Here is a 12,913-nt window from a genome sequence, read left to right as displayed (position 1 = left end):
GGAGTCGTTCGTGATTGATCTCGCCAAGCATGTTCCGGTCATTTTGCGCTGGATCAAGTTCACAGCGCGACACGCGGTCCACGGCACGCGTTGTGAGGACGTACAGTCCATTGCGGCTATGCGCGAGATTGCGGCCGAGCTGCGCCGTTCAGCAAAAGCGATCGAGACTGAGGCCAAGCGCCGCGAGGAATGTGCCTGCGCTCGCTTGGAACGCAACGCGATCTTGATGCGCGAGCGCGAGAAGATTCGGTCGTAAACATGCATTCATCCGTCAAGTCTCAAGTCGGTTGGCGCGGGGTGTTGCAGCGTCCTCAGAGCGCGCGTTGCAACGCTGCGCTGAAATATGCCGCCATGGGTTGGGAGGTGTTCCCCGCACCTCCCGGCCAGAAGAAGTCCCACAAGTCGCAGGAACACAGCGGTGCCAAGTGGGGCAAGACCCGCGATCCGGAAGAGATTGCGGCGGACTTCCGCAAATGGCCCAATGCCATGTCGCCATCGTCACTGGCCGGGCGTCCGGCATCTTTGTGGTCGAGGCCGGCACTGTCGAGGGCCATGACGTGGATGGCCTTGCCTCGATCAAGGCGCTCGAGGCCAAGCACGGGCCGTTCCCTGAGACCCGGATGGCGGTGAGCCCCAGCGGGTCGATCCATCGCTATTTCCGGCATCCCGGCGCAGATACGTACATCAAGAATAGCACCAGCGAGCTCGCGCCCGGTGTGGACGTGCGCGGTGATGGCGGCATGGTGATTGCGCCGCCGAGCATCAAGCCTGGCGTTGGTGAGTACCGCTGGCTGAACGACCTGCCGGTTGCTGAGCCGCCGGCTTGGCTGATTGAGGCCACCAGCAAGAAGGAGGTGACGAAATCTCCGTCCCGTGCGTCCGGAGAGGCGCCGGCGGAGGCGAAACGCAAGTTCGAGCCCCACCATGACGGTAAGGCCATTGGCGATCTTGAAGAGATCGAAGCGGCCTTGATGGCAATTCCGAACAATGCCGGCGTGAACTGGACCGAATGGAACCGGATCGGGATGGCTGTGTTCGCCGCGACTGGCGGATGCGCCGCCGGCTTTGCGATGTTCGATCGGTGGTCGCAGAAATATCCTGGCTATGACTATGAGGCCACGGAGGCTAAGTGGGTGGCGCTCGAAAATTACCCGCCGACCGCAATCGGCGCCGGCACGCTTTACTATCTCGCAGATCAGGCATCGCCGAACTGGCGCTCCGACCACCGACTGGCATCCATCCGTTCTCATGCTGGTTGGATCGATACGGACGCCGGCGACGTCGATCTGATCGAACAGGCCATTGTGCTGTTTGATACGGCACAGCCGTTGCGTGGTTCGCTTGCCGAGAAATACTTCGCAGGACTCGGTCTCGCGGTCCCGGAAGCGGCGCATGAGGTGCTTGGCTTTCACCCTTCTTGCCGGTTTGGCGACCGCCATCTGCCTTGCCTCGTCGCCTACGTGCAGGACATTCTGACGAACGAACCAGTGGCGGTTCATCTCACCGCTCTCAGCGCCGATGCAGCTGCGATCGAGCGCAAGACGATCGGTCCGATCCATTCCTGCAGCGTCATCAAGCTCGGCGGCGAGCGAATTGTCCCCGGCGAACTGACGATTGCGACAACCATCGAAGCGGCGCTGGCTGCAATGATGAGCGGCTTCGAGCTGGCATGGTCGGTGCTCTCGGCTGACGGCATCGCCGGTTTCCCGAAGCCGCGTTATCACAACTTCAAGCAGTTGACGGTGATCGTCGATTGCGAAGACGAAATCATGGCCGCGGAAAAATGCAGGCAGTCGTGGGGCGCGCTGGTCCGCGTTGCCGTGTCGGCGCGTAAGTCCGCCGATCTGTTCCCGTTCGATGGCACGCTGCCGCTGGTGAAGCGATGAACGATATGTTTGTCGCGCTTGATCGAGAGGAAAAGCACTGGGGCGCCGTGCTGGTGGATATCGCGCGCAAGCAGATGCGCGCGATTATCGATCTGTTCATTGAACAGGCAGTGCGGTTTCACGAGACACCGGCTCCTCCGGCGGGCGTGATCGATCCCGACTATGAGCCGGCGCTGCATGCTGCGCTCAAACTGACTACCGGAGGCGGAAAGTCTGAACAAATGCGGCAGGGCGTCGCAAAGTTTGTGCAGGAGCAGAAGCGCCGGGGTCACCGGTTGTATCGCGTGATTTTCCTGGTGCCGACGCACCGACTGGCCGAAGAAGCCAGCAACAAGCTGCTGGCCGTGTTCGGCGCGCTCGGCATCTCAACGACGATCTATCAGTCGCGCGAGGCCAAGGATTTGAACACCGGCGAACCGCTGTGCCGGAATCTTGAAGCGGTCAAGGCGGCCCAGAGCATCGGCGCTGACGTGCACAAGACCTGTTGCGAGGACGGTAAAAGCAAATGCCGATTTTTTGACGGCTGTGCATTTCAATTGCAGCGCGCGAAGGCGAACATGGCCGATGTGGTCTTTGCCGCGCATGAGCTGCTGTTCACCACCCTCAACCGGTTCGGCAAGGACACGTTCGGTCTTGTGATTATCGACGAGGGGTTCTCGTTGAAAGGAATCATTCAGGATCCGCGCCAGACCCGCATGAAAATCGGCGAGATCTGCGACGCGAGTCTGGCTACTCATCCCGTGCGTCAGAAAGGCGAGGCAGTTTCCAACGAGGAAACCAGACAGCTGCGCGACCTCAGCAGCAAGCTGCAATCCGCTTTGATGCAGATGCCCGACGGTCGAGTGACGCGACAGGCGCTCATCGACGTGGGTAACTTGAACATCAGCTATTCCGAAGCGGCCAAGCTTGAATTCAAGCGCATGGTCAAGGTCGCATTGCGCCCAGATACCAGCGCTGAGGAGCGCTACCGTTTAATCGAGCAGTATAAGTACATGCGACCAATCCGGCGTCGCGCCCGCATGTGGAAAGCCCTGGAGGAATTTCGCAACGGCGATCAGGAGATTGCGGGGCGGTTGATTATCGAGACCGTAATCGAAGCCGGTGTCGCGAACCGCTATCTTCGCGTGCTCGGCAAGAAGGATATTCACGAGACATTCACTGCGTTGCCGCTGCTGCATGGCGACGCCACCATGGAGATTGACATGGTCCGGCATCACTTGCCGTACCTCACGATGCTGCAGGAAATCAATGTGCTTGCGCCGCACGAGCGCATCACTCAGATCGTTGGTCTCTCGGTCGGCAAGAAAATTCTCGCGTTGCCGGATAAGGCAACGCATCTGGATGCTTTCGTAAAACAACAGGGGCGCCGCGATCGGCTGCGTGCGTTAGTCATCCACCTTGCGCGCGGCCGTCGCACGCTGGTGATCTCTCAAAAGCATGTGGAGGACGTGTTTCAGAACATCCCGAATGTCGATACCGCTCATTTCGGAGCGATCGAGGGATTGGACAAGTACGGCACAGTCGAAGTGCTGATCACGATTGGTCGGCCGATGCCGAGCCCGTCGGCGATCGAGATCTCGGGATCGGCGCTGACGGGCAACGCGGTCACGGTCGGGAAGCGGGTGAAGCAACACCGGGTCATCCAGTTCAAGGATGGCACGGAGCGGCTGCTGCCGTGCAATGGGTACGAGAACGAGGCAGCCAACCTGATTAGCCGCGCTATTGCTGAAGGCGGCGTCTTGCAGGCGCTTGGCCGGTCGCGCGCGGTGAACCGGACGCCGGAGACTCCCGTCGAGGCGTTCGTGATCCTTGATGACCTGACGCTGCCGATTCCGATCGATGCGCTCGTGCACGTCGCCGATGTGGAGCCGAATGAAATCGACGAGATGATGTCCCGCGGGCTGGTTCCGGAATGGCCGGCGGATGCGGCGCGGCTGTATCCGGATCTGTTCAAGGACCGGAAAGCCGCTGACTACAGGTATCGCCGTGACGGCCGGGTTTCGGAGATGTTCGCCGCCGCGTCTTATAGCGCAATTGGGCTCACTTCGTCGGCCGGCTCTTATAGCGCCATTGGGCTCACTTCGGCCCGAGGTGAGCCTAATCACGCTATAGATTTATATTCTTATAGTGGTTTTGGGCTCACTTCAAATTTATGCCGTTTCAAACCTAACGGCCGCGGTCAACGCGCGCGACGGGCGCTGCTGTCTGCGGAAGTAGCGCCGGGCGTGCGGGCGCGGATCGAGGGCGCGCTGGGCGAACTCGCAGCGTTTGAGCTGATGCCGGGCGAGGGCGAACAGCCATCCGAGTCGCGACGACTGTTCTCGTCACCGGTTGATGTTCTCGCCGCACGGCAGGGCAACAGATCAGACGGTGGCGCATGATTGGGATAGCAGTGGGCAGCATTACCCGTCGCCTTCCAGACTCATCATGAGCCGATAGGCAAGCCTGCTCTTTTGAAATTTGCACAAGTGTAGACGGTCACTGGCGTCAGCGTCAGCGGCGGCGAGCCCTTGCGCAATAGCGGCGGAGTGACCGCCGCGCCAGCGATGATGAACGGACGCATCATCACCGGGTCAGATCAGTCCGAGTTACTTGAGAGGAAAATATCTTGACAACTAATTTCCGATACTACGACCCAGTGCGAAACTGGAAACGAATTCAGCCGCATCTGAAACGCTTTGAGCCAATTCTGGTGCGCGACTTCAACCGATTCACTTATGGGAGATGGGGTCAATCATTTGAAGCCGGCATGGTCCCCCGACAATTCGAGTCCTGTGATTGGGACATCGATCATCGCGGCCGGGAGCCCCGCTACTGGCAGTATGTCAAGCACGCAGCCTGCCATTGGCTGGTCAATCACAGTCTCGAATTGGCCCAGGCTGTTATGCCGGCTTCCGAATGGCGGATATTGAGTTCAGAGCTGCATTCGACCGTATATGACGGTCACGGAATGCTGTTTGATTTCAATTTTTGCGCGTTGGGAATCGAACCAGAAGAAGCCTATCTCATGTCGCGCAACGAGGGAAAGGGCAGAATTTTGAAGCCAGGAAAGCATCTCCGTTGCTACTATGCGGGACATTGGAGCAATGACGCTGAAAAGCGCAAACGTTTGAGCCAAGGAGAGCATCTCAAGGTCTAATTCGCAGAACATTGCGCCAAACCTGATCGTATCATAGCGCCGCATGTCGAAAGCGAAGTACCGGCATGCGAAGCTACGCGGCTTCCTAGCCAGGCTCCCGCTCGGGTCCTTCCCGACCGGGGGCCGATGCGGCAAGCACTTGCGCCCAACCTATTTGTACCGTATGGTACAAAATAAGGAGTCAGAAGGAAAATGGCTACAATCGCACAGGCGGCAGCTCACATTTGTTGCTCGCGTTCTCAGTTCGATCAATATCTCGCGGAAGGCGTGATTACGCGCCAGCCGTCCGGCCAATACGATCTCGACGAGGTACGCCGCGAAGTTCTGGCGCACCTGCGCTCGGTTGCCGCTGGTCGCGGGGGCGCCGCAGGTAGCAAGCTCACCGATGAACGCACGCGCCTTGTGGCTGCGAAGCGTCGTCGCGAGGAGCGTCAAGATGCATTGGAAGCGGGCAAATTGGTGCCGATCGAGCCGATCGAGCGGATGGTGGCGAGCAGCCTGCGTGTCATCCGCGACCGGCTTCTGAATGTACCAGGGGAGGTGGCCTACCTGCTGGCGCACCGCCCGCAGGAGGAAGTCTACGAGACTCTCGACGGCGCGATTCGCGAAACGCTTGAAGAAATCGCATCGCCAGACTTCCCCGCACGCGTCGCTGCGGCGGGTCTCGCGGCTGCTACTAATGGACCACACCATGAAGAAGATGCAGATGTCGAAGCAGAAGAGTGACCAACCAGCCGGTTTTCGGGTCCACCCGAACGGCGAGATCGAAGTGCTTTCCGCACGCGAGACTCGGAATATCATCGTGCGCGCTCTCAACGGGGCGGTCGCTCGCGCGCTCGGCGGTCGTCGCACAGTGCATTGAGCGTGACCGAACGCGCAACAGCGCCTGAGCGCGTGCGCGCCGAGGAGACCACCGCTGGTGACCGCCAGTGATTCCTTGAAGGCAGACTTAAGCTGCGCGGGAATCGTTAGGTCGCTTCCTCGGCGTGGCCGCGTATGGCTCCCGCGCCAAGACAGGGCAGGGAACCTTTACTCTGTTGCGATCTTCCTGTGTGTTTGGAAAATCCGAGGTAAATAAACCGGATGATGGAACGGGGCGTGATGGGAGCCTATGCTCACGCCGCTGGTGTCGCGCATCTCACATCCAGCGAGCCTTGGCCTCGGCCTTGCAGCCTCCGAGCGGGGATTTTCCTTCTACGTACAGCGGCCCGCCCTCCGTGGTACAGGGAAGTATTGCCACCTTCGGCACATACACGGTCGATGAAACGAAGAAAACGTATACGCTGAAATTTGAGGGCAGTTCGTTCCCTAATCGGGCAGAAACCGAACAGACGCGAGCATTCGAAATTGCTGTTGACGAATTGAAGGTCGCCAATCCATCAACATCGATGGGCGGGTCTTCTGAGCTCGTCTACAGGCGCGCCAAGTAGGTCCGAAAGATCTGTTTGAGCGGATAGCCAATGAGGGCGCGTGTCGCGATTCACTTGGGCAACGTAATCAGCGCACCGGGTTGACGACCGGGCTGGTGGTGAAATCCGAACGAATGTCGGTTCACCGAGTATGTCCCTCTGCCCGGTGTTGCAGACATCAACCTGTTACGCGGAGTTGCTAAGCCAACGCGCGCATCGACCACAATAAAATCCGATTGGCGAATGGCAGTGAATGCAAACAGATTGAAACCTACGATGCGCAAGCGGGCGCCAAATTCACAGCCCTTAACAGATCCCCAAAAGGACCAGGCCGGCTGCAAGGCTTGACCGGGTCAGGTGGTTTGGATCGATCCATAGCTTGATTTCGTTTGCGGTCGACGTTCTTTCTCGTCTTCCTGAATTCGCTCCGCCGCGAATCTTGGAGCGAAGGTGAAGAGGCATGAGGATCGCGCCAGTGTCGGCTTATGATCTTAGTTTCCACCGACGGGCTAGGCGGAATTACGACAGGTGCGGTTGGCTCGATTGGCTGCAAGACAGCTTGGGGCGGGGTTTCCTGACGCACGTAGTTAATCTCAAGTCGATCGGCCTTGCTGAGCGCGTGGTCAGCGTCAGCAATGCCGACGGTCGACCCGTCTGCTGACATCTCCGCGGCTGGGATGCCGGCAGGCGTTCTGAGCACCTGGCCGACAGCCAAGGCGCTGAGCAGCGCTAGACATACGATCGCAAGCCAGACCGTCTTAATCATCTTCTGCCCTAGACAGGTATCAGCGGGTAGCCTCAGTATGGATTCAGGCGGTTAAAGGGCGGGAGGAACTCAATTGTGAGTATTGTATGGCTGGCGCGCCCGTTTGCGGCTGCTCGAGCTTCGGTTGCATGCTCAATTCTTGCACGCCAAGCATCGAGCGTAGCCCGCAAAGTTGAGGAACACTCAGTTTAGATAGTTGCGAACCGTTTTGGATTTCGCTCCGCTATATTTTGTTTAGATGTTTTTCGTTGCTATGCTTCAAAGCAGTGTAGCCGCAATTTGCGAAATGTTTTTCGTCTTCTGTGCCCAACTTCGATAAACCTGCGCAGCAAGTTTCTATCGCATTTGATTACGAGTGACGGTTGTGAGGGGACATCGTGTGCGTCGCTACGCCGCTACAATGCTTCTATTGCCAGAGGCCGAGTGCTGAAATCTCGGCAACTTGATCCTAGCAAGTGGTATTCAAAAGCCGTGGACTAGCCGACCTCGAACCCCGTTCGGGGGCAGTCTGACGGGCGATGGCGGTGAATCAGCAGCGGAGCGCCTGTGACAGCAGTATGGTCGTCGGAGGCCGCCAGCCTGCACCAGAGGCTCACTCAACGTGTTCGTGGGTCGTTTTGAGGTAGTCCCGGTGAAATGTGGAGGCTGTCTTATTGCCGTCGATTCCGACGCTGAAGCTATTAGCATAGATGCTCCGTCCAACGATCGTTCCGAGTTTTCCCGATAGTCGAGGACAACGCGAAGCGCCGAGTGAGCTTATGTTTACACGATCGCCGACAAAAAGACCGTGCTTCACGGCAACACCTCCATAATGAAATCGAATTGCCAGTCAGTCGTTTAGCAACTATCGCCATCGGGGCGCGCTTCCTCGCGTCCTGGAGAGTCATCCTATCACTGACGCAGCGCATTGAACCGATCTCTCGCCTCCTGAATGCCACCGGCGCGCGCCTTCGCATAAAACTCGCGCGCCTTCGTCACTTCGCCGCGCGTTCCGTACGTGCCCCATCCGGATAGGATAACGGGATCATATGTCTCCGCGAGCATGAAGCTCGCCTGCGCGCTCCCTGTTTCGGCAGCGCGCTCGAGCACGACACGGGCAGCACCGATGTCGCCCTTACCGAGCAACGCCTTGGCGAGCGCGATCAACCTGATCGCATCCGGACTACCGTGCGCTTGCACCTCTACGGCCGCCGGCCGTGCTATTGGTGCTATCTCCTCCGCTTGCGCGGCTTTGAGCGTCTGGCCGTTCGCCGCAGGCTCAGGCTTAGCGCGCACATCGCTCGTACGCCGCGCGGACTCCAGATCCCGTGCCATTGCCGCCGCTCTTTCGCGTTCTTGCTGCAGAGATTGTCGCAGTTCCGCCATTGTGTGCTCCGCCGTCCGTTTGACCTGCGCCGCTTCGTCGCCCGCCTTGCGCAATTGCGCCGCCTGGCTCTCAATTTCCCGCTGCGCCGTCGCTAGTTCACTCGCGAATGCGGCACCGCGCGCGCGTTCTTCATCGAGCGTTTGACGATAGTCCACCGAGCTTGCGGTTAGCTCCCGTCGTACGGTGTCGACGTCCTGCGCGAGGGCGGTCGCTTTCCCGCGCTCCTCTCCGAGCGATCGAGCGGAATTCGCTATCTCCGCCCGCAACTGCAGAGTGAGCCGATCGACAGTGCGGCGGGTCTCAGCAAGCTCATTAGCCACGCTGTCAGTAGGTCGTTCCAGCTCCAGAGATTGTCGCGCTTCTGGTACGAACGCCATCCCAGCCCGCATGGCCGGCGCGCCTGCAGGGGGTCTGGCCTGATCGGCTTCCGCCTGTTGCTGAACCGCCAACAAATCGGCCGGCGGCTTGGTGTCTCGCTCGACGTGCAGGCGACCGATGTCAAAGGCATCCTGGCGACTGGCGTATTGGGCAACACCGACGACTTCGGCGCGGAAATAAACGCCGATAATCGCCAGTGAGATAAGAGCCGCTGTGATCGACCAAGCCGCAAATCGCTTCGGCGGTCTGTCATCTTCTCGTAGCAGATATTTGTCGCGGGGCCTTGGATACCAATGCGTCGGTGTAAGCTTGCTCGGTTCGCCGTTTTCACCGACCCATTGATACGTCTTGCGCGACCAGCGCGCGGTGTCATAGGTGCCGCTCGCGTCATCCTCGAGAATGATGAGTTTTCCGTCTCTTGGTGCGGTCTCGATCGCATGGCGCATGCAAATACACTTTCTCTGCGCTATCGAACTCGGAGATCAATGCGATTGCTAACACAATGGGACGCCAACTTGTGCCTCACGCTGCATCGGGCCTGCTTGACGGCATCATATGAAAGTTTTCAGAAGGGGCGTCCGTAAGAGTACAAGGTCCTGAAAACGATGTGACCAAGGTCCTGAGACTCGCCAGCCGTGCAAGTTCCGTAAGTTTAGGGAGACTCCTTATGTCCAATATTGTACATTGAGGAACGAATGTCCGGTCTTTGCATCAGGCCACCGGACCGGTAGTTTGTGGGGACGACCACCGTGATCGGCAGAGACTATTTCGCGTGTCAGGTGGAGACGCTTCTTCAGCTCGCCAGGTCGGCTACTGACCCTCAGATTGCGGCCTACCTGATTGAGCAGGCCGCCGAACTTCACACGTTGGTTCAAGAGTTGGGCGCGGCACCAGATCCGGCGCTTCAGCCGCCATATGTCGAACGACGGTAAGACCGCTTCGCCAACGCAATATCCGGTCTTAGTCGATCTCCTAACTGAGTTGAACGAGTTGATTGGCTCGAGAAACGAGCAACCGCGTACTGCAACCGCGCGTTCAACGTCGAGGGGGGCGATTTAGCAATCCGCACTAATCCGGTGGTGTTTTCTCAACAGAGTTGGCGCGGTTGCGAACTTGCATTTCCGAATGCGCCGTCAGCGTCACGATCGCTCAGCGCTTGTGCGGCAATAACAACTTCGAGGCGGTTACGGGCGTTGAGTTTTTGCATCAGGATCGTCATGTAATTTTTGACGGTCTTCTCGCTGATCTTTAGCGAGGCGGCGATCGCTTTATTAGTGAAACCGCGTAGCAAAAGCCGAACGATCTGTTCCTCGCGGATGCTGAATCTGACGGCTTCGGCCGCCAGCCGTCGCACCGACGCGTTTCGTAATCCTGCGATGACCTGGCTCGCAAAGCTTTGGGTAATGTACGTTTCGCCATGCCGAACCGCTTCAACAGCCTGAATGAGCTCCTTCGCGCTGCTGCCTTTCAGGACATATCCAGTTGCACCAGCATCCAGTGCGCGGATCGCGGAGTCCACGCCAGTCGCAGCAGTGAACGCGACTACCTTTGTATTTGGTGAGACCTTGATAGACGTCGCGATTGCCTCGTAGACGTCGCCGGCCATGCTCAAATCGACGATGATGACGTCTGGATGGAACCGCAAGGAAATGTCGATGATGTCTCTTGCCGTCGAACCCGTCGACAAAATTTCGAGCCCCTGAGCGCGCGACAACAGCGCAACGATGCCTTCAATCATCAATGGGTGGTCGTCTACCAACCCAATAGAAACCGTATTCATAATGGCTCCGGCATTTCACGCTAAAGAACTTCACGTTCGGATTGAGTGGTTGAAAATGTAACGCAATCAAGAGGCGAATGTCGATGTTCATACACATTTACTTAAGGGTTACCCCGAATGATCCGGTCCTCGTAGTTTGTGCGTTAGAGGGAACCGATGCGCCAGCAAGGCTGCGTGCCAGTCATCGCAGTTCTAATTTTCTATTCGTGCGACGGGCAGCTTTGCTCGAATTTGTGTCCCAATGCCGCGCTGCGATATCACCTCAAACGTGCCCTTAAGGGCCTCGACACGGTTGCGCAAACCCGCGATGCCAAGGCCAATCCTGCTGCGCCGGTTCGCATGATTGTTGTCGACCAGCCCTGGGCCGCTATCGCTCACCGCAACGACGATCGATTGCGTATCCGCCCAAACCTCGACTCGCTGTTCCTTTGCTTTCCCGTGATGAAACGCGTTGTTCAATCCTTCCTGTACGATCCTGTACAGGCATATTGTCACCGGAAGCGTGAGATCTTCGGGCAAGTTTCCAATTTGACGGTCGACCTTCGTTCCCGTCGCATCCTCGTGGTTCTGTACGGCGAGCCTGAGTATCTCATTGGGCGTCAGGCCCTCCAATTGGGGGAGCACAAGTCCGGTCGAGATGTCGCGGAGTTCGCTAAGTATCCGTGCAGTCAGAGCTTCGGTGCCGGCATTGTCGGGGCCGCTACAGCCGACCTCGGCTCTCTTCTTGCCGCTCGGTTCGGTCAGCTTGAGCATCAAGAGGCTCACGAGTTGGATCGGCCCGTCATGCAGATCCTGTCCAATCCGCGCAAGAAGATTCTCGTTGGAGTTCGCGGCCTCCAGGCGGGCATTATCCGCCGCTCGACGCAGCTTGTGGTTCTGCGCGGCGAGCTTCTTCGCCTCCACCACATTCTTCAGCAGAGTTGCCTGGTAGTCGGTGACCAGGTTTGCAGCGCGGCGAAGCATCAGGAACAGTATGAGCATCATCGGAGCGCTGACCGCACCAACGATCCCCATTGATATGAGACGGATCGAAGCAAGATCATCCGCAAGTCGTCTGCCATCAGCATAGACCTCGCCGACGGCGATGATCGTCTTGGTCCCTTTGCGGAATAGCGGAGCATAGATTTCGACGAGCGGAACATGCAGGCTGCTCCGCGTGGCATTCTCGACGGCGTCCAGATAATCGAACTCACTGTTCACCTTGCCTGCGGCGGCTGCGGCGATGTGAGGCGAAGGAAATCGCTCCCCGACTGCCTCCTTGTTGGTAGAGTACACAAGCGTGGCATCCGGCAACCATATCTTGATCAGTTTTATGCGCTCGCCCAGTTTTCCTGCAAGCAAGTCGTCGAGTTTTTTTACACTTTCGGGAGACAGGCTGCGGGAAGCAGCTAGGTCTTGCGCTGATGGACCGAGGAAGAGTTCGGTGAAGAGGGCGCCTTCTTCGGCAGCTGTTTGCATCATGCTTTTTTCGATGCGGTGCGAGATCGCCAGCGCAAGCAGAATCATCGAGACGGCTATCGTAATCCCGGCAGCCACGAAAAATTGCTGAGCAAGTCCGAATGAAAAGCGTTTGAAGCCGGTCTTTCTCGACGGCCAATTCATTGTCGTGTGTCCTTGCGCAAAGCGAGGAGCTACGTCTGAAAATCCCGCGCCACCTGACGAGCGCCCCGAGTCCCCATCCATCGTTGAGTAATTTGAACCCATGTCTAGCACGTCCAGCGGCCTGAAACACGTCCGACTGACCTGAAGCGCCGCTAACTCTAACGAGTCCGATCGTAATCGATCAAAGAAGGCATAACGGCCGGACGATGTCTCGGGACCTTAGTCCCGAGTTTTTGCGGGACCTTGTTCCCCGTTCAACGGGGACCTCGTGCCTCGTACGTCTCGGGACCTTGTCCCCTTATCCGCGCGCTCCGAAAAATCTCAGATGGCATCGTAGAGCGGGCATCGATGCAGCGTGAGCCACGGTCGGCATCACAATGGCGGCGAAGCGCGATTGAGTTGGGGAAGTTGTCATGACCGCGCGAGCATTGACGAGGGTGATCTTGAGTTCGTCCTGCTGGCCAAGGCCGCTACGTTCTCCCCGCAGCGGCGTCGACGCGGACCCGCCGATCAATTCCAATTTTGTGATCGACATCAGCTTTAACAATTCGGCCGCCGTTGCGGTCTGGTTCAACAGGTGAGGGTGT

10 protein-coding genes and 1 pseudogene are annotated in these 12,913 nt (G+C 58.2%); 7 read left to right on the top strand and 4 right to left on the bottom strand.

The genetic code is table 11. The features are described from left to right. The first annotated feature begins 10 nt into the window (after positions 1-10). The 7 genes and pseudogenes from JQ558_RS00345 (at position 11) to JQ558_RS38235 (ending at position 6,455) form a co-directional block, all read left to right on the top strand. A complete protein-coding gene (locus tag JQ558_RS00345) occupies positions 11-256 on the top strand; it encodes a hypothetical protein (RefSeq protein WP_212292496.1) in 246 nt (81 codons plus the stop codon). Next, a pseudogene (locus JQ558_RS38240) lies at positions 190-767 on the top strand (bifunctional DNA primase/polymerase); the annotation flags it as partial. The gene JQ558_RS00345 and the pseudogene JQ558_RS38240, both read left to right, overlap by 67 nt. Then, positions 741-1,886, top strand: a complete 1,146-nt coding sequence (locus JQ558_RS00340; protein WP_409410484.1) for a PriCT-2 domain-containing protein — start codon at positions 741-743, stop codon at positions 1,884-1,886. The pseudogene JQ558_RS38240 and the gene JQ558_RS00340, both read left to right, overlap by 27 nt. Then, positions 1,883-4,267, top strand: coding sequence for a DEAD/DEAH box helicase family protein (locus JQ558_RS00335; RefSeq protein WP_212292494.1), 2,385 nt, complete (start codon positions 1,883-1,885; stop codon positions 4,265-4,267). Before JQ558_RS00340 ends, JQ558_RS00335 begins: the two co-directional genes overlap by 4 nt. 227 nt (positions 4,268-4,494) lie before the next feature. Next, positions 4,495-5,025: a hypothetical protein gene (locus JQ558_RS00330; RefSeq protein ID WP_212292493.1), complete on the top strand. Its 531-nt coding sequence runs from the start codon at positions 4,495-4,497 to the stop codon at positions 5,023-5,025. Positions 5,026-5,217: 192 nt separating this feature from the next. Next, on the top strand, positions 5,218-5,751 hold the full coding sequence (locus JQ558_RS00325; protein WP_212292492.1) for a hypothetical protein: 534 nt from the start codon (positions 5,218-5,220) through the stop codon (positions 5,749-5,751). Between the two features lie 260 nt (positions 5,752-6,011). Then, on the top strand, positions 6,012-6,455 hold the full coding sequence (locus JQ558_RS38235; protein WP_409410471.1) for a lipocalin-like domain-containing protein: 444 nt from the start codon (positions 6,012-6,014) through the stop codon (positions 6,453-6,455). Positions 6,456-8,091: 1,636 nt separating this feature from the next. On the opposite strand, the gene JQ558_RS00315 is transcribed toward JQ558_RS38235, so the two are convergent. The 4 genes from JQ558_RS00315 to JQ558_RS00300 all read right to left on the bottom strand — a co-directional run bounded on the left by JQ558_RS00315 (position 8,092) and on the right by JQ558_RS00300 (position 12,900). Further along, the gene (locus tag JQ558_RS00315) at positions 8,092-9,390 is read right to left on the bottom strand and encodes a hypothetical protein (protein WP_212292490.1); all 1,299 of its coding nucleotides are present in this window, start codon (positions 9,388-9,390) and stop codon (positions 8,092-8,094) included. A 641-nt stretch (positions 9,391-10,031) separates the two neighbouring features. Next, positions 10,032-10,724: a response regulator transcription factor gene (locus JQ558_RS00310; RefSeq protein WP_212292489.1), complete on the bottom strand. Its 693-nt coding sequence runs from the start codon at positions 10,722-10,724 to the stop codon at positions 10,032-10,034. 192 nt (positions 10,725-10,916) lie between these two features. After that, the gene (locus tag JQ558_RS00305; RefSeq protein ID WP_212292488.1) at positions 10,917-12,326 is read right to left on the bottom strand and encodes a sensor histidine kinase; all 1,410 of its coding nucleotides are present in this window, start codon (positions 12,324-12,326) and stop codon (positions 10,917-10,919) included. Between the two features lie 298 nt (positions 12,327-12,624). After that, positions 12,625-12,900 (bottom strand): hypothetical protein, encoded by a 276-nt coding sequence (locus tag JQ558_RS00300; protein ID WP_212292487.1) that lies wholly within the window; start codon positions 12,898-12,900, stop codon positions 12,625-12,627. Between the last annotated feature and the right edge of the window lie 13 nt (positions 12,901-12,913).

Origin of the sequence: Bradyrhizobium sp. AUGA SZCCT0160, from assembly GCF_018130105.1 — a bacterium.
Classification (GTDB): Bacteria; Pseudomonadota; Alphaproteobacteria; order Rhizobiales; family Xanthobacteraceae; genus Bradyrhizobium.
Note: the sequence above shows the minus strand (reverse complement) of the source record. Positions and strands in the feature narration are given on the sequence as shown.

Coding starts and splice junctions, on each gene's coding strand:
- JQ558_RS00305 (WP_212292488.1), bottom strand. CDS start 12,326: ATGAATTGGCCGTCGAGAAAGACCGGCTTCAAACGCTTTTCATTCGGA.
- JQ558_RS00340 (WP_409410484.1), top strand. CDS start 741: ATGGTGATTGCGCCGCCGAGCATCAAGCCTGGCGTTGGTGAGTACCGC.
- JQ558_RS00315 (WP_212292490.1), bottom strand. CDS start 9,390: ATGCGCCATGCGATCGAGACCGCACCAAGAGACGGAAAACTCATCATT.
- JQ558_RS00310 (WP_212292489.1), bottom strand. CDS start 10,724: ATGAATACGGTTTCTATTGGGTTGGTAGACGACCACCCATTGATGATT.
- JQ558_RS00325 (WP_212292492.1), top strand. CDS start 5,218: ATGGCTACAATCGCACAGGCGGCAGCTCACATTTGTTGCTCGCGTTCT.
- JQ558_RS00335 (WP_212292494.1), top strand. CDS start 1,883: ATGAACGATATGTTTGTCGCGCTTGATCGAGAGGAAAAGCACTGGGGC.